The organism is Pseudomonas sp. SLFW (assembly GCF_009905615.1).
Taxonomy (GTDB): Bacteria; Pseudomonadota; Gammaproteobacteria; order Pseudomonadales; family Pseudomonadaceae; genus Aquipseudomonas; species Aquipseudomonas bambusae.
This window is the reverse complement of record NZ_JAAAKW010000001.1, coordinates 411,496-428,260: the sequence shown is the minus strand read 5'-3', so window position 1 is coordinate 428,260 and position 16,765 is coordinate 411,496. Positions and strand designations below refer to the sequence as shown.

Genomic DNA, 16,765 nt, shown 5'->3' with positions numbered 1-16,765 from the left:
AGTGACTGTGGGGGCGGATTTGTCCGCGACCAAGTCAGTACAGGCGCCTGCCATTTGGGCGTCTGAAAAAAACCGCCTGGAGGTCACGGACCAGGCGGTTTTTTTGTGGGCGCTTGTCAGCAGGTCAGTTGCCTGACAGCACCACTTCCAGCACTCGGATCTGTCCTGGGTGCGGGTAATGCCAGCGCACGTCTACGTCCCAGAATTGCGCACCGTAACGCCGCTCGGGTGCAGGCTGCTGATACGCGGGGCGTGGGTCTTGGGCCAGGCATTGCTCGATCAGCTCGATCAACGGTTCGGCCAGACGCAGCCCGTGTTCGCGGGCCTGATGCAGCGCGTCGTCGTCCCATGACACCGGGATCAACTCGGGTGCCGCAGCGGCCATGGTGTTGCGGGCATCGATGATAACGTCGGCGTAAGGCACGTAGGGTTTGACGTCCAGCACTGGCGTGCCGTCCAGCAGGTCGATGCCCGATAACCACAGGCGACCGGCTTCGACCTTCTCCAGCTTGACCACCGATTGGCCGATGCCGTTGGGGCGGTGGGTGGCTCGGGTCGCGAACACGCCCATCGACTGATTGCCGCCAAGGCGAGGAGGGCGGACCTTCAAGCGAGGCTTGTCTTCAAGCGCTTCGTGAAACAGAAACAGCAGCCAGACATGGCTGACCTGCTCCAATCCCTGCACGGCATCGCCTTGATCGAACGGCGGCACCAACTCCAGCACGCCACGAGCGGCAGGGGCAAGCTGCGGCTGGCGCGGAATGGCGAATTTTTCCTTGAAGCAGGAACGGACGTAGCCGATGGGCGAAACGCTGTAAGACTGGCTCATCGAATGACCGTCAGACTCAGCCACGAACGCGCAGGGTCAGGCCCCGCAAAAAGTTGCGCAGCAACTGGTCGCCACACACGCGGTAGTTGTTGTGACCGGCCTTGCGGAACAGCGCGCTCAGCTCCGGCTTGGACACCGGGAAGTCCGACGCTTTGAGGATCGCGTGCATGTCTTCTTCCTTGAGTTCGAAGGCGACGCGCAGCTTTTTCAGCACGATGTTGTTGGTCATCGGCAACTCGACGGGCAGGGGCGGGCGGCTCTCGTCCTTGCCGCGCTTGAAGAACACCAGGCCGTCAAGGAAGTGCGCCATGATTTCATCGCTGCACGGCTCGAAGCCTTCTTCTTCGTCTTTCTTGGTGAAGGCGATGACCTGCGCCTTGGTCACCTCAATGCCGCCCAGCTTGGCGATGTCCACCACCTTGGCGTCGCTGATATCGAGCATGTAGCGGATGCTACGCAGTACGTCGTTGTTCATCATGATGCGTGTTTCCTGAGCAATCGGGTGTCAGCGCGCGACAGGTCGCGGCGCTCAAAAAGGGGGGGATTAGAACTTTTCTTTGTCGGTCATGTAGCGCCATTGACCTTCGGGCACCTTGCCGATGGACACGCCGCCGACGCGAATCCGGCGAATGGACACGACCTTCAGGCCCACGGCCTCGCACAACTGGGCGATGACGCCGGGTTGCGGGTTTTTCATGGCGAAGCGCAGGCGGGTTTCGTTCTGCCAGCTGGCTTTGACTTTCGGCAGTTCTTTGCCTTTGTACATCAGGCCGTGGTTCAGGCGATTGAGGCCGTGAGCGACCATCTCGCCGTCGATTTCGACCACGTATTCCTGCTCGATCTTGCTGCGGTCGTCGGTGAGCTTGCGCAGGATTTTCCAGTCCTGGCTGAACACCATCAGGCCGCTGGCGTTGGCTTGCAGCGTGGAAATCGCTTCCAGGCGCAGGAAGTGACCCTTGAGTGGGCGCTTGCCAAAACTGTGCTCGGCCGACAGTGAGTCGGGCGTGATCAGCGGCAATGCCTGCTCGGGGCTCATGCCTGCGGGTACGTTGAACAGAATCGTCACCGCTTCCGGGGTGACCGCCTTGGCGTCGGGGCTGAGGGCCACGGTCTGGCCTTCGACTTTGAATTGCGGCTCGTCGATGACGACGCCGTCCACTGTCACCCAGCCGCCTTCGATGAACAGCTCGGCCTCGCGTCTTGAGCAGCCGACCAGCTCGATAAGGCGTTTGGAAAGGCGAATGGGGTCAGTCATGAGAAAAGCCGTAGCAGAAGAGAAAGGGGGCATTGTACCCGCGCGGGCTCCGTTAATCGCGGCCACATTGAAAATGCCTGATGAATCGTGCCAATCCTGCGCTTTACACGTCTGCATTCCGTCAACCAAAGGCCCTCGGGGCTGGACTAACGGCGCAAATTGCTTTTGACTCTGCGACCTGAAATCCAGGAGTTTCCCCTTTGAAAAAGTCAGTCGCCATCGTTTTCGGTGGGCAATCCTCCGAACATGAAGTGTCGTTGCAATCGGCGCGCAACGTGATCAATGCGATTGATCGCAACAACTACTACATCACTCTGATCGGCATCGACAAACAGGGCCACTGGCTGCGTTTCGACGAGCGCGACTACCTGCAGAATGCCAACGACCCTGCGCACATCAAACTCAGCGAGTCGGGGCGTCTGCTGTCCCTGAGACCGGGCACCAAAGGCCCGCAATTCGTTGAAGTGGAAACCGGTCTGGACGTGCCGCGCATTGACGTGGTGTTCCCCCTGATCCACGGCAGCACCGGCGAAGACGGCGCGCTGCAAGGCCTGTTGCGACTGCTCGACATCCCGTGCGTCGGCCCTGATGTGCTGGGCTCGGCGGTGTGCATGGACAAGGACGTGACCAAACGTCTGCTGCGTGACGCGGGCATCGCTGTGGCGCCGTTCGCCGTGCTGCACCGGGGCGAGTCGGTGGATTTCGTCAGCGTGTCCGCGCAACTGGGCCTGCCGCTGTTCGTCAAACCGGCGAGCCAGGGCTCGTCGGTGGGCGTGAGCAAAGTCACCGATCAAGCCAGCTACGACACGGCGTTGAAACTCGCCTTCGACTACGACAACAAAGTGCTGATCGAGCAGGGTATCGTCGGTCGTGAAGTGGAATGCGCGGTGTTGGGCAACCACGAACCGCAAGTCAGCGTGTGCGGTGAAGTGGTCGCCAACGACGAGTTCTACGCCTACGACACCAAATACCTGAACGACGGCCAGGCGCGTATTGCGATCCCTGCCGATCTTCCGACAGACCTGAGTGATGAAGTCCGAGAGGTCGCGTTGCAGGCCTATCGCGTGCTCGGTTGCGCAGGGCTGTCGCGGGTCGATTTCTTCGTCACTGAGGCGCGGGAAATCATCATCAACGAGGTCAACACGCTGCCCGGTTTCACCTCTATCAGCATGTACCCGAAACTCTGGCAGGCCAGCGGCTTGGGCTATCCGGAGCTGATTGATCGCTTGATCGTGCTGGCGCTGGAGCGTGCCGATGAGGCCCGCGCCTTGAAAACCGAGGTGGTGCTGTGAAGGTCATCCGCATTGCAGCGGCGTTGTTGATCGGCGCGGACGGGCGAACGCTGCTGGTGCGCAAACGCGGGACCCAGGCGTTCATGCAGCCGGGTGGCAAGATCGACGCGGGTGAAACCGCTGCCGTGGCGTTGGCGCGAGAGCTGAACGAAGAGCTGGGCCTGTTGGTTGAGCCAGAGCAGGCGCAGTTTCTGGGCGAGTTTTCGGCGGTGGCCGCGAATGAGCCGGGCTTTGAAGTGAACTGCCAGTTGTATCGGCTGGACGTTGACCAAGCGGTTGTGCCTGCGGCGGAGATCGAGGAAATCGTCTGGGTCGACGCAGAGCGTGTTGATCACCTGCACCTCGCGCCGTTGACCCGGGATTCGATTTTGCCGTTGTACCGGTCTCTTCAAATCGCCTGACGTGTCCGGAACTCAACGCAGGTCAAACCTGTGGGAGCGAATTCATTCGCGAATGAAGGAACATCCGACACATGTTTATCGGTTGTACCTCCGTTTCTCGAATGAATTCGCTCCCGCAGTTCAAAGCTGTGCGTGGCTGGGCCTCACCTCACCGCACTCACCCCATCCAGCGTCGAGAACGACGTGTCTTTTGCGGTCAGCAGGAAGTCGCGCATGTACGGTGCGTCGAGCATATCGGCGCGAATCGCCGCGTACAGCGTCGCAAACAGCCCTTTCTCACCCAGCCGCTTGGCTTTCACGTAGCCCCGCGAGCTGTATTCATGCAGCGCCCAGTGCGGCATCCCACACACGCCTCGCCCACTGGCCACAAGCTGCATCATCATGACGGTCAACTCAGACGTGCGCACTTGCGCCGGTTCGATGTCGGCCGGTTCCAGAAAGCGCGTGAAAATGTCCAGACGATCCCGCTCGACCGGGTAGGTGATCAGGGTTTCGCTCGCCAGGTCTTCCGGCACCACGAACGGCTTGCTCGCCAGCGCGTGTTGATTGGCCACCGCCAGCATGGCTTCGTAGGTGAACAGCGGCACGTAGGTAATGCCTGGCAGGTCCACCGGATCGGACGTCACCACCAAGTCCAGATCGCCACGGGCCAACGCTGGCAAAGGGGCGAAGGCAAAACCCGAGGCCAGGTCCAGTTCGACCTCCGGCCATGCATCGCGAAACTGGTCGATGGTCGGCATCAGCCACTGAAAGCAGCTGTGGCATTCAATGGCCATGTGCAAGCGGCCCGCCACGCCACCGGCCAACCGCGAGATGTCGCGCTCGGCGTTGCGCAGCTGCGGCAGCACCGAATCAGCCAATTGGAGCAGTCGCAGGCCCGCGCTGGTAAACCGCACGGGCTTGGTCTTGCGCACGAACAGCGGCATGCCCATGCGCTCTTCCAATTCCTTGAACTGGTGGGACAGGGCGGACTGCGTCAGGTGTAGCCGGTCAGCGGCATCGACCAGGCTGTCAGCCTCGCGCAGCGCATGCAGGGTTTTCAGGTGGCGTATCTCAAGCACCGGGGCGCTCCATGAATGAATTTTGTGATCAACACGAAAACAATGAGTTTGTCTCATGTGGGGTGAAGTGTCGACAATGGCGCCATCTTTTGTAGGAGACGTCATCATGGCCTCGGCCCATACCCTCGAATTCGCACCCCTTCAAGCGGGTCTTGAATTGAAGAAAGCCTTTGAGGCCTATTGGAGAGGCGATGCCAGCTACCTCGACCGGGTCCCGGAATTCACTCGGGACCAGCGTTTCGAATTCAACATGGACTCACCACTCGATGAAGTGGAAGAGGCCCGGACGCAGGGCAAACGGGTAATCATCGGCCCGCTGACTTACCTGTGGCTCGGCAAGGCCAAAGCCGGCAATTTCGACACGCTCGAATTGCTCGACCGTTTGCTACCGATCTACGGCGACCTCCTCGGGCGTCTCGCCGGACAAGGCGTTGAATGGGTGCAGATCGACGAACCGATCCTGAGCCTTGAGCTACCACAAGACTGGAAGAACGCGTTCGAGCGCGCCTACCACACCCTGCAGTATTCGCCGCTGAAAAAGCTCATCGCGACCGATTTCGGTGGCCTGGAAGTCAACCTTGGTCTGGCAGTTTCCCTGGCCGTGAATGGCCTGCATGTGGACCTGGTGCGCGCTCCAGAGCAATTGCCTACGCTGCTGGACCGGTTGCCGACCTATAAAGTGCTGTCCCTGGGCGTGGCCACTGACCTCAACGTCTGGCGCTGCGATCTGCGCGTCGCCCGCGAGCTGTTGAGCGAGGCTAAGGCGCGATTTGGGGAGAACCTGTGGATCACGGATACGGGCGCATTGCTGGTTAACCCCGTCGATCAGAACGCGGCTTAAATGTCGGTTTGGCATCCGCAAACGTTCTTCCGGCTGCTGTTGAATCCCTGTTCGAGCACCCCGGGGAAGTGAGGCTGCTGCGGATTTAACTGTGGGAGCGAATTCATTCGCGAAAAATCGGCCGGGCGACGCACATGTGTCGTCTGCACCGGCCAATCGCGAATAAATTCGCCCCCACAGCACTATGTGCTTTGCCAAATTCCTCAAGGGTACTGCGCACTGCTCTTGCTTGAAGCTTGCCGCTTGCCGCTCAAAAAAGCGCCGTTCAGCCCCCTTCATCAAAATGTCACGCAACTGTGGCAGCGCGCTTTGGAAAACTTCATCAGACTCGCGGCCTACTGGGGTTCTGCGTTTCGGTGTTTTTCATGCGGTTTCTATTTTTCCTGGCTGCGCTCATGTGCAGCTTGCCGTCTTTTGCGGCCTCTCGATGCGACGTCAACGTTCCCACGCAAGTGGCCGTGCTCGATGAGGTACACCTGGCGTATCAAAGCGTCGGTCGCGATTCGGACCCTGCGTTGCTGCTGGTCATGGGCCTCGGCGGCCAGTTGATCCACTGGCCGGACGAGGTGGTCGTCGCGCTGTGTCAGCAAGGTTTCCGGGTGATTCGTTACGACAACCGTGACGTTGGCCTGTCGACATGGGTGCAGGCGCCCGCCACCGCCAACCTCACCTACGAAGTCCTGCGCTACAAGATCGGCCTTCCGGTGTCGGCGCCGTATTCACTGACCGACATGGCGCAGGACGCTTTGGGTCTGATGGACGCGATCCACGTTCAGCGGTTTCATGTGCTGGGCGCGAGTATGGGCGGGATGATCGCTCAGCACCTGGCCGACATGGCGCCGAAACGGGTTGAAAGCCTGACCCTGATCATGACCAGCTCCGGCGCACCGGGCCTGCCGATGCCAAGTCCTGCATTGCTGCAATTGCTCGCCCGTCGCGGCGCACCGGACCGTCAAACGGCGCTGGAGCAACAGGCGGATTTGCTGGCGGCGCTGGGCAGTCCGGAAGTCAAAGACGATCGCCAGAAGCTGTTGCAGCAGGCGGCGATTTCCTACGACCGAGCGTTCAACCCTGAAGGGGTGAAGCGGCAGATTCTGGCGATCCTGGCTGAACCGAGCCGCGTCGAACTGTTGAATCGCCTGCGGGTTCCGACGCTGGTGGTGCATGGCACAGCCGATCCGTTGCTGCCGGTGATGCACGGCATTCACGTCGCCGCGCATATTCAGGGCAGTCAGTTGAAGCTGATTCCTGGCTTGGCGCATCGTTTCCAGGAGGCGTTCAAGGCGCCGTTACTTGCGGCGGTGTTGCCGTATCTGCGTGAGCATCGCGAGGATGCGTCCCACGTCGCCCAGCTCTAGACAGGCAAGCCGCAAGAGCGCTGTAGGAGTGAGCTTGCTCGCGATTGCGATTCAGCAGGCGCAACGAGGTTGTCTGACAGGGCGCAATCGCGAGCAAGCTCACTCCTACAGGTTTTTCGCTCGACGACAGAGGCGTATCGTGCACCTTTTCCGCTTTGGAACGAGGCTGCCATGAGTACTCCACTGAAAATCGATTTTATCTCCGACGTCGCCTGCCCCTGGTGCATCATCGGTCTGCGGGCGCTGGATCAGGCGCTGGAGCATCTGGGCGACGAGGTCCAGGCGCAGATTCACTTCCAGCCGTTCGAACTGAATCCGAAAATGGGGCCTGAAGGCCAGGACATCTTCGAACACATCGCCCAAAAGTACGGCTCCACACGTGAGCAATACCAAGCCAACGCCGAGAACATTCGTCAGCGCGGTGCCGAGTTGGGCTTCGTGTTCAAACAGGGCGACCGACGCGTTTACAACACCTTCGATGCCCACCGCCTGATTCACTGGGCTGAAGGGGAAGGCAAGCAGCACGCGCTGAAAGAAGCGCTGTTCACGGCCTATTTCAGCCTGCACGCCAACGTGTCTTCCCACCAGATACTGGCTGACGTCGCACAGAAGGTGGGTCTGGATCGCGCCCGCGCCGAAGCCATTCTTACGTCCGACGAATACACCGCCGAGGTGCGGGAGCTTGAACAGCTGTGGGTCTCCCGTGGTGTAAGTTCGGTGCCGACCATCGTCTTCAACGACCAATACGCGGTGTCCGGTGGTCAACCGGTCGACGTTTTCGTCGGTGCCATTCGTCAGATCATCAGCGAACAATCGAGTGTCGTTAACGACGCCCAATGATCGACTACGCTGAGTGACGTCGTTGCGAGCGACCTTGTTCCAGAGGGATCTTCAAAGCATCCAGCTGGGGCAAAGTCGGTCGCAACTTGACGTAACAGATGTAACAAATCTCTGATTGCAAATTAAAAATAGCTTGCTCCTACCAACCCTTTTCGGATATCAATTTGTACATGATTAGACAGGTTCGATTTGACAAGAAAAAACGCGTAGTCGATGAGCTGGCGCGCCGTATTGAAACCGGTCAGATGGGATCGGGCGAATTGTTGCCGGGTGAAAACTTGCTGGCCCAGGAGTTCAACGTCAGTCGCGGCACGCTGCGTGAAGCGCTGTCCGAGCTCAAGCGTCGCAACTACATCGCAACGCAGACCGGCGTCGGCTCCATCGTGACCTACGACGGTATTTCGCTGGACCAGCGCGCCGGGTGGGCGCAGGCATTGGCCGACACCGGTGCGAAGGTCAGCACCGAGATTCTGCGGCTGGTGACGGTGCAACGGCCTGACCTGGCCGTACGATTCGGCACGGCGGATTTCGTCGCGCTGGATCGGCGCCGCACGGCAGGCGACGGCAGCGTGGTGTCACTGGAGCGGGTATTGATCCCGGCCGTCGATGGCCTGGAAAACCTGCCACAGCACGGGCTGATCGACGATTCACTGACCGTGACCATGGCCGCCCACGGTTACGTCGGGGATCGCGGCGATCAATGGATCGGCGCTGAGCCCCTGAGCAACGATGACGCAGCGCTGATGTTGCGTGAACCGGGCACCGTATTTCTCAAAGCGACACGAACCACGTTCGACCGCCGCGAGCGTTTCATGGAGCACGTGGAGAGCCTTCTGGACCCCGTGCATTTTCGTCTGCATCTGGCATTTGGATCGACTACATGACGGCATTGATCGACACTCGCGACCGCCCGCTGGCCGCCTTCTATGGCCTGGCTTTGGGAGACGCGCTGGGCATGCCCACGCAATCCCTGAGTCGCGAGCAGATCAAGCAGCGCTTCGACCGGATCACCACCCTGACCGCGGCCGACGCCGATCAACCGATTGCGCCGAACATGGTCGCCGGGTCGATCACCGATGACACCGAACAGGCCGTGTTGGTGGCTGAATTGCTCATTGCCGGGGGAGGGCTGATCCGTCCTTCAGACCTGGCGCAGAGCCTGATCGACTGGGAAGCGGTGATGCAGGCGAAGGGCTCGCAAGACCTCCTTGGCCCTTCGACCAAACGCGCCATCGAAATGATTCTGGCAGGCCACAGTCCGGAAGAGGCGGGACGCTTCGGCACCACCAACGGCGCGGCCATGCGCATCACACCGGTCGGGATCGCGGCGGACGTGGCCGATGAGCAGCAGTTCGTCGAGTCAGTGGTGCAAGCCTGTCAGGTCACGCACAACACCACCCTTGGCATTTCCAGCGCAGCCGCTGTGGCAGCCGTCATCTCAGCGGGGATCAACGGCGTCGGCCTCGGTGACGCGCTGGACATCGGCGCGCGGATCGCCGAGCGGGCCGAGCGCCATGGTCACTGGATCGCGGGAGGACGCATCTCGGCCCGCATCGTCTGGGCCAAACAGCTTTGCGCTCAAGTGAGCAACGAACAACTGCCCGATCTGATTTATGACGTGATCGGCACGTCGGTGGCGTCTCAGGAATCAGTCATCGCCGCGTTCGCGCTGGCGCATCAGGTTGCGTCCGGCCAATTGTCGGCGTTCGATGCGTTGTGCATGGCGGCCAGTCTCGGCGGCGACACGGACACCATCGCGGCGATCCTCGGGGCCATGTTGGGCGCGTGTCATGGCATGCACGCCTGGCCCGCCGATCTGATCGAGCAGGTCCAGGTGGTGAACGGGCTTGAGCTTTCCACGCTGGTCGAACACTTGTTGTCCCTGCGCGCGGCTTGACCGACGCGGGCACGTCCGCGTGCCGAATTGAATAAGAGAGATCCACATGTCGCCTTGAATATTAAGGCGACCGGGGGTTCCTGCGCCTCGCGAAAGGCGCGATAACCTCCACCTGACACGGACGTCACTTGCTTTGCGTACTGCCCACAACCAGAACAAATGGCAACAGGAGCATTTCCCATGACGTCATCCAACGCCGCACAATGCGCAGGTCAGCTTGAAACACGCGGCATCGAGCCGGTTCCGGAAAACGAGTGCAACGGCCATCCGCTGCAACTGTTCTGGGTCTGGTTCGCGGCCAACATCAGCATTCTCGGTTTGCCGCTCGGCGCGACCCTGGTGGCTTTTCGCGGGCTTTCCATTGGGCAGGCCATCATCGTGGCGATCCTCGGCGCTGCGGGCTCCTTTGCCGTCGTCGGGGTGATTTCCATCGCCGGTCGCCGAGGCCGTGCGCCGAGTCTGACACTCTCACGCGCCATTTTCGGCATGCGCGGCAACATCGGCCCTACCATCGTTTCACTGATGTCCCGCCTTGGCTGGGAAACGGTCAACACCACCACGGCGGCGTTTGTGCTGCTGTCGCTGTGTTCGATCCTGTTTGGCACGGCGGTCGAGGCTAAAAACTCGCCCGTCCTGACCCTGATCTTCATTGCGATTTTCGTGCTGATGACCCTCACCGTTTCCGGCCTGGGCCACGCGACCTTGCTGGTCATCCAGAAGTGGGCGACGTACATCTTCGGCGCGTTGAACATCGTGGTGGGCGGGTTCCTGATTGCGCACATCGACTGGAACGCCGTGTTCGCTGCGACGCCTGCACCGGTCAGCGCGATGATCATCGGCGTCGGCACCATGGCCGCAGGCACCGGCATCGGCTGGGCCAACGCGGGTGCCGACATGTCGCGCTATCAGCATCGCAGCGTCAAGGCCACCCGGCTGGTGGCGTCCGCCGCGTTTGGCGCAGGCATTCCGCTGGTGCTGCTGATCACGCTCGGCGGCTTGCTGTCGGTGGGCAACGATCACCTGGCCTCGGCCACCGACCCGATCATCGCCATTCGCGAGCTGCTGCCGACCTGGATGGCGGTGCCGTACCTGATCACCGCGTTCGGTGGACTGTTGCTGTCGAACAACCTGTCGGTGTACTCGGCGGGCCTCACCACGCTGACCCTCGGCCTGAAGATCAAACGCGTGCACGCGGTGATCGTCGACATCGTGGCGATCTTCTGTGGGTCGATCTACTTCATGCTGATCGCTGACAGCTTCTACGGTCCGTTCATTACTTTCATCTCGATGCTGGCGGTGCCGATCACCGCGTGGGTCGGGATCTTCGTGGTTGACCTGCTCCATCGCCATGTCTATTCCGCGAAAGACCTGATGGACGTCTCGCCGCGCAGCGCCTACTGGTACAGCGGCGGTGTGGAATGGCGTGCGGTCGGCGCATGGGCGTTGGCCATCGTGTTGGGGTTCAGCTTCACCACCGTCGCCACCACGCCGGAAAATGTCTTGTTCAAAGGCTTCCTGTCCGACTCCTGGTTCGGCCATAACGGCTTGGGCTGGATCGTGACCTTCGTGGTCGCAGGCGGTCTGTATGCCATCCTCGGCGGTTCCCGCGACCGCCGCGTCGTCACTGAAGAGGCTGCTCATGCCCGCTAGATTGCTGTACACCGGCCAGGTCGTGGTTGACCTGGTCATGGGGCTCGACGCCTTGCCACGCTCGGGGGGCGACGTCCTCGCCCGCTCCGCGCAATTCGAGGTCGGTGGCGGTTTCAACGTCATGGCGGCTGCGTGTCGCAATGGCTTGCAGACGGTCTACCTTGGACGACACGGCGCCGGGCGGTTTGGCGATCTGGCGCGCCAGGCGCTGGCGGTGGAAGGTATAGAAGCCGCCACGCCAGTGTCCGACGATCAGGACACCGGCCTCTCGGTCGCCCTGATCGAACCGTCGGCGGAGCGCTCGTTCATTTCCTATGTGGGCGCCGAGGGCGGGTTGTCGGCTATGGATTTGAGCAGCGTTGTCGTGCAGCCCGACGACTACGTGTTCGTCAGCGGTTACAGCCTGCTGCACAAGGGCAAAGTCTCGACGCTGCTGACGTGGCTGGGCGGTTTGCCGAACGGAGCGAACGTGGTGTTCGATCCGGGCCCGCTGGTGAGCTCGCCGGAGGGCGCCGAGGTGCAAGCGGTCTTGCCGATGATTACGCTGTGGACCAGCAACTGCGAAGAGGCGCTGCGGTTTACCGGGTGCGAGGGGATCGGCGATGCCCTTGAGAAACTCGCGCAGTGGCTGAACGAGGACGCGTTGATTGTCGTGCGTGACGGCCCGCAAGGTTGCTGGCTTCGACAGGGCCGTGATGCGCAGCATGTGCGCGGTTTTCCAGTGAGGGCCATCGACACCAACGGCGCGGGCGACGCCCATGCCGGGGTCTTGCTGGCAGGTTTGGCGTCGGGGCTTTCGGCTGAGCAAGCGACATTGCGCGCCAACGCGGCAGCGGCGATTGCCGTGACCCGGTGGGGGCCGGCGACCGCGCCTGTGGCCGCAGAGGTCGACGCGTTGATCAAGGCAGATGAGGGCTAAATCTGTGGGAGCGAATTCATTCGCGAGGGGCCGTTACAGCCGATACACCTTCATAGGATGTACAACCGCTTCGAGAATGAATTCGCGCCCACAGGTGTTGTGTCCGGCCCGGTAATCAGGTCGAGCAAGGCTGTTAGCGCACAATCTTGTCCACATGAATCTCCAGTTTCTTCAGTCGATACCAGAAGCTGCGTTCGGAGATGCCGATGAGTTGCGCGGCGGCGGCCTGGACGCCGTTGGTTTCTTGGAGGGCGGCGAGGATGTAGGCTTTTTCGACTTCCGCCAACGCGGCGTCGAGGTCTTTGGGGATGCCGGGGCCTTCGCTGAGAATGCTCACGGTCGACGAAGACGACTGCCGTGCACCAAACAGATAAGCCGGTAAATCCGACTCTTCGATGGTCGGCGTCGAGGCCACGATGGTCGCGCGTTCGACGCAGTTTTGCAGTTCGCGGATGTTGCCCGGCCACGTGTAGTTGGCCATGGCCAGCAGCGCTTCGGGACTGAAGCCGGTGATGCGTTTACCTGCCGTGGCGCCCAGCACGTGGGCGAAATGCCGGGCCAGTGACGGGATGTCCTCGGCCCGTTCGCGCAGGGCAGGCAGAGGGATCGGAAACACGTTGAGGCGGTAGTACAAGTCCTCGCGGAATTCTTTGCGGGCCACCGCGTCGAGCAGGTCTTTGTTGGTGGCTGCGATCACGCGCACATCGACCTTGCGCTCGCGAGGATCACCCACCGGTTCGATAACCCGTTCCTGCAAGGCGCGCAGGATTTTTGCCTGCAACGCCAGCGGCATGTCGCCCACTTCGTCGAGGAACAACGTGCCCTTGTCGGCCTGTTGAAAGCGTCCGACCCGGTCCGACACCGCGCCGGTGAACGCGCCTTTCTTGTGGCCGAACATCTCGCTTTCCAGCAGTCCTTCGGGGATGGCCGCGCAGTTCACCGCGACGAAGGGTTTGTCCGCGCGGTTGCCGTGTTTGTGGATGGCCCGTGCGACCATTTCCTTGCCGGTGCCGCTTTCTCCGGTCAGCAGGATCGTTGCGCTGCTTTCACGCACCGAGTCCACCGCTTGCAGCACCCGTCGGAACGCCGGACTGTCGCCCACCAGACTCTCGATCTGCTGGTGCTCGTCCAGCTCGGCGCGCAGCCGCTGGTTGTCCCGCAGGATGTCCCGGAACTGCAAGGCCTTGTGAACGGTAACGTCCAGCTCGTCGATGTCGAAGGGTTTGCTGATGTAGTCGTAGGCGCCGTTGCGCATCGATTGCACGGCATTCTTGACCGTGCTGTAGGCGGTCATGACGATCACCGGCAGCTGCGGAAAACGCTGTTTGATTTCCGCCAGCAGTTGCGGGCCGTCCATGCCAGGCATGCGCCAGTCGCTGATCACCAGATCGATCTCTTCGCGTTCCAGCACCGTCAGGGCGTGCAGGCCGTTGCCGGCGGTGAACACCTGAATGCCGTTCTGGCTAAGGGCCGACGCTAGCAGGTCGCACAGCTTGGGTTCGTCATCGACCACCAGCACGTTATGGCTCATGCCTGTTCTCCTTCATCGGCCGGCAAGTACAGATTGAACGTGGCGCCCGCGCCCGGTTCGCTCAGGCACTCTACACGGCCATCGTGGTTCTCCATGATTGAAAACACCTTCGCCAGCCCAAGCCCCGTACCTGAGGCCTTGGTGGTCACGAACGGGTTGAAGATGCGCTCGATGATGTCTGCATCGATGCCCTCGCCGGTGTCGGACACGCTGATGCGCGTCATAGGCCGCTCACTGTCAGCCTGACCACGGGCGATGGACAGGGTCAACTGTCCGCCGTCGGGCATGGCGTCAATGGCGTTGAGGATCAGGTTGAGACAGGCCTGGGTCAACTGCCGGGCGTCCGCGTAGACCGTGGCGCCGGGTGCCTGTTCTTCGATCAGCGCGCTGACGTTGTGGTTGGTCAGCTCCGGCGCGCAAAAGCCCAGCACGTCTTCCAGCAGCCCGCGGGCGGCGAGGGTGGAACGGATCGGCGCGCTCGGTTTGGCGAAGTCGAGGAATTCGGTGATCAGGTCGTTGATCCGCGTGACCTCGGAAATCACGTATTCCAAGTGGCGCATGTCGGTTTCCGGAAGGCTGGCGCGGCGGTGCAGCAGTTGCGTGGCGGTCTTGATGATGCCCAGCGGATTACGGATTTCGTGGGCCAGCCCCATCGCCACTTCACCGAGGGTGTGCAGCCGGTCGCGCCTGCGCAGTTGCGCTTCCAGATGCTGGAGTTCGCGCAGACGTTCAGTCATGTGGTTGAAAGTCACGCTTAACTCGGCCAGCTCATCGCCGCCGATGACTTCGACCTGACGGTGATAATCCCCGGCAGTGACCGCCCTCACGCCTTCACGCAGACCGCGCAACGGGCGGGTGAGGTGCTGCGAAACCAGGGAGCCGACCCCCAGGGACAGCGCCGATCCTACCAGGAAAATCGCCAGAAACAGGTTGGTCTGATTGACCAGTCCCACCAGCGACGAGTGCCGCAACAGGCCGCTGAAAATCACCCCTTGGAGCTCACCGTTGTCGTTGAGGATGGGCGAATACAGGCCGCTGTAACGGGGTGTGGATTGCTCGCTGGCTTCCTTGGTCCTGCGCAGGATGTCCTCGATTTTTGGCGGCACCTGAGGCGGGTGATCTTCGAAACGCTGGGTGGAAAAAATCTCGCCGAACCCTTCCTTGTTGCGCAGATACAGGCGCAGGTCCAGCGAGTGCACATCGGCCACGCTGGTGAGAAAACTGCTGTCCAGGTACGTTGCGATCACCAGCTCGTAATCCACGCCGCCCTCGACGGTATGGAAGGTGGATACCACGGTGCCCACGGCGCTGCCGCCTTCGTGAATGGTCTGCAAAACGGCCTTGGGTGCGAGGCTGATCTGGCTGACGATGTCGTCGGCGGCCGTGGAGAACATGACCTTGTGATCGTCGCTGCGGATCAGCGCCACGACGTCGATGCCCATGGCGTCCGCCACGTCGGCGATCAGCTTGTCGCGTTGGTTGCCGGTCTCGACGTTCGAGCGCGCATAGGCCTGGAACAACTGCGCGACCCGAGCGTTGTTGTGCATGATTTCGGTGGTTTCGTCGATGACGATCTTGGTCGACTCCTGCAACCAGATGCGCACGTTGCTATCGAAAATCTGCGACAGCGTGGAGGCCGCCAATTCGGCGGCGATCATCGTCGGAATCACGCTCACCAGCCAGAACGCCAAGACCAGTTTGCGTTGCACGCTCCAACGCGAGAGGGAAAACAGTGAGCGGACGGAGCGTGGCGGGAGTTCAGTCATCAATGGTCGCTTATTGCCGCCGCGAGGGCGGGATCGGATCGGTCGGGGCTGATCACGCGCTTGATCAGTTTGAGCACGGTGTTCAGCAGCCGGTTGCGGTGGCGGAAAAACAGCAGGTTGGGTTCGAAGCGGCAGCCGAAACGGATCTTGCTCGCGTACCCGGCCTGGCCCGCTTCGTACACCGGGATGCGATTGTGGATGCAGTATTCGACATTCGCCAGCCAGCTGCGTGCATAGAGGTTCAGGTCCCGTGTGTGTTCGAGGTCGTGGGCAAAAATCTTGTCGATCAGGCGTTGCTCGTTCAGCAACATCAGGTTGAACGCCACCAGCCGGTTATCGACCCAGTACAACACGCAGACCGCCCGCTCGCCGAGCTGTTGGAGGATGCGGGTGAAATAGGCCGGGCCGAGCCGTTCGAATTGTAGATCACTGCGCGACAGGGTCGCTTCGTAGAGCTGCATGATGTCTGGCAATACATCGTCGATCTGCCGCCGCCATTCGATCTGCGGCGCCGGTCCGCGCAGGGTGCGACGCAGGTCCTTGCGCGTGGATTTTCCCAACGAGCCGAGGTAGGCGTCCAGCGACGTGTAGGTGACGGGCAACAACGCACTGGGCAGGCTCGGCATCACTTGCAGACCGGCGTTGCGGCAGGTGTTTGCCCACAGATGATCCTGTTGCGGCGCGTCTTTCACCGCGAGCAGGCCGATGCCCAGACCGTCGGCGTCGTGCCGCGCCCTTTGCAGCAAACGGTCGAACACCTCCTGCCGCTGCGCTGCGGGCACGTGGCTCGCGACCCCGGCATTGCAGCGCTCGGCCACGGGCGAACCCACTGCGTACAGTTGCAAGTCGAACACCCGCGGCCACAGGCGCCTGAGCTTTTCGGTCATACGTTTGCTGGCCCCTTGCATCGTGGTGTCGAGGCTGTAGCAGGTGTAAAACGCCGGAGCGACACCCAGCAAGCGCGGCCCGTCGAACACGGCCAGGTAGCGCCAGTGAAAGCGCTCGACGCCCGCCTGTTCGACCGCCAGATAAAAATCCCAGTCTTCCAGCTGACCGGGAAAACAGTCATTCCATTCGTCACGATCAATGGACCGGATGCTGGAAAAGGCGTGGGTGCTGATCATG

15 protein-coding genes and 1 pseudogene are annotated in these 16,765 nt (G+C 61.4%); 9 read left to right on the top strand and 7 right to left on the bottom strand.

Features of this window, described 5'->3' with window-relative positions; genetic code table 11:
• Nucleotides 1–124: 124 nt before the first annotated feature.
• From tsaA to GVN17_RS01735, 3 genes are all read right to left on the bottom strand, one after another.
• Nucleotides 125–829, bottom strand: a complete 705-nt coding sequence (gene tsaA, locus GVN17_RS01745) for a tRNA (N6-threonylcarbamoyladenosine(37)-N6)-methyltransferase TrmO (protein WP_166593504.1) — start codon at nucleotides 827–829, stop codon at nucleotides 125–127.
• Between the two features lie 16 nt (nucleotides 830–845).
• Complete coding sequence (locus tag GVN17_RS01740) at nucleotides 846–1,307, bottom strand: DUF1456 family protein (RefSeq protein ID WP_166593503.1); 462 nt, start codon at nucleotides 1,305–1,307, stop codon at nucleotides 846–848.
• Nucleotides 1,308–1,373: 66 nt separating this feature from the next.
• Nucleotides 1,374–2,084: an rRNA pseudouridine synthase gene (locus tag GVN17_RS01735; protein WP_166593502.1), complete on the bottom strand. Its 711-nt coding sequence runs from the start codon at nucleotides 2,082–2,084 to the stop codon at nucleotides 1,374–1,376.
• Nucleotides 2,085–2,284: 200 nt separating this feature from the next.
• Between GVN17_RS01735 and ddlA the strand changes: the two genes are divergently transcribed.
• Together ddlA and GVN17_RS01725 are read left to right on the top strand one after the other, a co-directional pair.
• On the top strand, nucleotides 2,285–3,376 hold the full coding sequence (ddlA, locus tag GVN17_RS01730; RefSeq protein WP_166593501.1) for a D-alanine--D-alanine ligase: 1,092 nt from the start codon (nucleotides 2,285–2,287) through the stop codon (nucleotides 3,374–3,376).
• A complete protein-coding gene (locus GVN17_RS01725) occupies nucleotides 3,373–3,777 on the top strand; it encodes an NUDIX domain-containing protein (protein ID WP_166593500.1) in 405 nt (134 codons plus the stop codon). Before ddlA ends, GVN17_RS01725 begins: the two co-directional genes overlap by 4 nt.
• Before the next feature lie 143 nt (nucleotides 3,778–3,920).
• Here GVN17_RS01725 and metR read toward each other — a convergent pair whose 3' ends face one another.
• Complete coding sequence (gene metR, locus GVN17_RS01720; protein WP_166593499.1) at nucleotides 3,921–4,838, bottom strand: transcriptional regulator MetR; 918 nt, start codon at nucleotides 4,836–4,838, stop codon at nucleotides 3,921–3,923.
• Between the two features lie 190 nt (nucleotides 4,839–5,028).
• Here metR and GVN17_RS01715 point away from each other — a divergent pair.
• The 7 genes and pseudogenes from GVN17_RS01715 to GVN17_RS01685 all read left to right on the top strand — a co-directional run.
• A pseudogene (locus tag GVN17_RS01715) lies at nucleotides 5,029–5,664 on the top strand (5-methyltetrahydropteroyltriglutamate--homocysteine S-methyltransferase); the annotation flags it as partial.
• A gap of 380 nt (nucleotides 5,665–6,044) precedes the next feature.
• Complete coding sequence (locus tag GVN17_RS01710) at nucleotides 6,045–7,037, top strand: alpha/beta fold hydrolase (protein WP_166593497.1); 993 nt, start codon at nucleotides 6,045–6,047, stop codon at nucleotides 7,035–7,037.
• Nucleotides 7,038–7,208: 171 nt separating this feature from the next.
• Entirely contained in the window at nucleotides 7,209–7,877 is a 669-nt protein-coding gene (locus GVN17_RS01705; protein ID WP_166593496.1) for a DsbA family oxidoreductase, read from the top strand.
• A gap of 170 nt (nucleotides 7,878–8,047) precedes the next feature.
• A complete protein-coding gene (locus tag GVN17_RS01700; protein WP_166593495.1) occupies nucleotides 8,048–8,761 on the top strand; it encodes a GntR family transcriptional regulator in 714 nt (237 codons plus the stop codon).
• The gene (locus GVN17_RS01695) at nucleotides 8,758–9,774 is read left to right on the top strand and encodes an ADP-ribosylglycohydrolase family protein (protein ID WP_178115693.1); all 1,017 of its coding nucleotides are present in this window, start codon (nucleotides 8,758–8,760) and stop codon (nucleotides 9,772–9,774) included. Before GVN17_RS01700 ends, GVN17_RS01695 begins: the two co-directional genes overlap by 4 nt.
• Before the next feature lie 180 nt (nucleotides 9,775–9,954).
• Nucleotides 9,955–11,424, top strand: a complete 1,470-nt coding sequence (locus GVN17_RS01690; RefSeq protein ID WP_166593494.1) for a cytosine permease — start codon at nucleotides 9,955–9,957, stop codon at nucleotides 11,422–11,424.
• A complete protein-coding gene (locus tag GVN17_RS01685; protein WP_166593493.1) occupies nucleotides 11,414–12,343 on the top strand; it encodes a PfkB family carbohydrate kinase in 930 nt (309 codons plus the stop codon). The genes GVN17_RS01690 and GVN17_RS01685 overlap by 11 nt, the downstream gene beginning before the upstream one ends.
• A 133-nt stretch (nucleotides 12,344–12,476) precedes the next feature.
• Here the strand turns inward: GVN17_RS01685 and GVN17_RS01680 are convergent, their stop codons facing one another.
• From GVN17_RS01680 to GVN17_RS01670, 3 genes are read right to left on the bottom strand one after another with little or no spacing between them, the layout of a single operon-like run.
• Nucleotides 12,477–13,874 carry a sigma-54 dependent transcriptional regulator gene (locus tag GVN17_RS01680; RefSeq protein ID WP_166593492.1) on the bottom strand — a complete coding sequence of 466 codons (1,398 nt, stop codon included), beginning with the start codon at nucleotides 13,872–13,874 and terminating at the stop codon, nucleotides 12,477–12,479.
• Complete coding sequence (locus GVN17_RS01675) at nucleotides 13,871–15,640, bottom strand: ATP-binding protein (protein WP_166593491.1); 1,770 nt, start codon at nucleotides 15,638–15,640, stop codon at nucleotides 13,871–13,873. Before GVN17_RS01675 ends, GVN17_RS01680 begins: the two co-directional genes overlap by 4 nt.
• Nucleotides 15,640–16,764, bottom strand: coding sequence for a GNAT family N-acetyltransferase (locus GVN17_RS01670; protein ID WP_166593490.1), 1,125 nt, complete (start codon nucleotides 16,762–16,764; stop codon nucleotides 15,640–15,642). The genes GVN17_RS01675 and GVN17_RS01670 overlap by 1 nt, the downstream gene beginning before the upstream one ends.
• Nucleotide 16,765: the final 1 nt, after the last annotated feature.

Bases quoted from the DNA above. Each gene is read 5' to 3' on its own strand.
- tsaA (WP_166593504.1), bottom strand. From the start codon at position 829: ATGAGCCAGTCTTACAGCGTTTCGCCCATCGGCTACGTCCGTTCCTGC.
- GVN17_RS01700 (WP_166593495.1), top strand. From the start codon at position 8,048: ATGATTAGACAGGTTCGATTTGACAAGAAAAAACGCGTAGTCGATGAG.
- GVN17_RS01740 (WP_166593503.1), bottom strand. From the start codon at position 1,307: ATGATGAACAACGACGTACTGCGTAGCATCCGCTACATGCTCGATATC.
- GVN17_RS01735 (WP_166593502.1), bottom strand. From the start codon at position 2,084: ATGACTGACCCCATTCGCCTTTCCAAACGCCTTATCGAGCTGGTCGGC.
- GVN17_RS01690 (WP_166593494.1), top strand. From the start codon at position 9,955: ATGACGTCATCCAACGCCGCACAATGCGCAGGTCAGCTTGAAACACGC.
- GVN17_RS01685 (WP_166593493.1), top strand. From the start codon at position 11,414: ATGCCCGCTAGATTGCTGTACACCGGCCAGGTCGTGGTTGACCTGGTC.
- GVN17_RS01680 (WP_166593492.1), bottom strand. From the start codon at position 13,874: ATGAGCCATAACGTGCTGGTGGTCGATGACGAACCCAAGCTGTGCGAC.
- GVN17_RS01675 (WP_166593491.1), bottom strand. From the start codon at position 15,640: ATGACTGAACTCCCGCCACGCTCCGTCCGCTCACTGTTTTCCCTCTCG.
- GVN17_RS01705 (WP_166593496.1), top strand. From the start codon at position 7,209: ATGAGTACTCCACTGAAAATCGATTTTATCTCCGACGTCGCCTGCCCC.
- GVN17_RS01710 (WP_166593497.1), top strand. From the start codon at position 6,045: ATGCGGTTTCTATTTTTCCTGGCTGCGCTCATGTGCAGCTTGCCGTCT.
- GVN17_RS01695 (WP_178115693.1), top strand. From the start codon at position 8,758: ATGACGGCATTGATCGACACTCGCGACCGCCCGCTGGCCGCCTTCTAT.
- GVN17_RS01670 (WP_166593490.1), bottom strand. From the start codon at position 16,764: ATGATCAGCACCCACGCCTTTTCCAGCATCCGGTCCATTGATCGTGAC.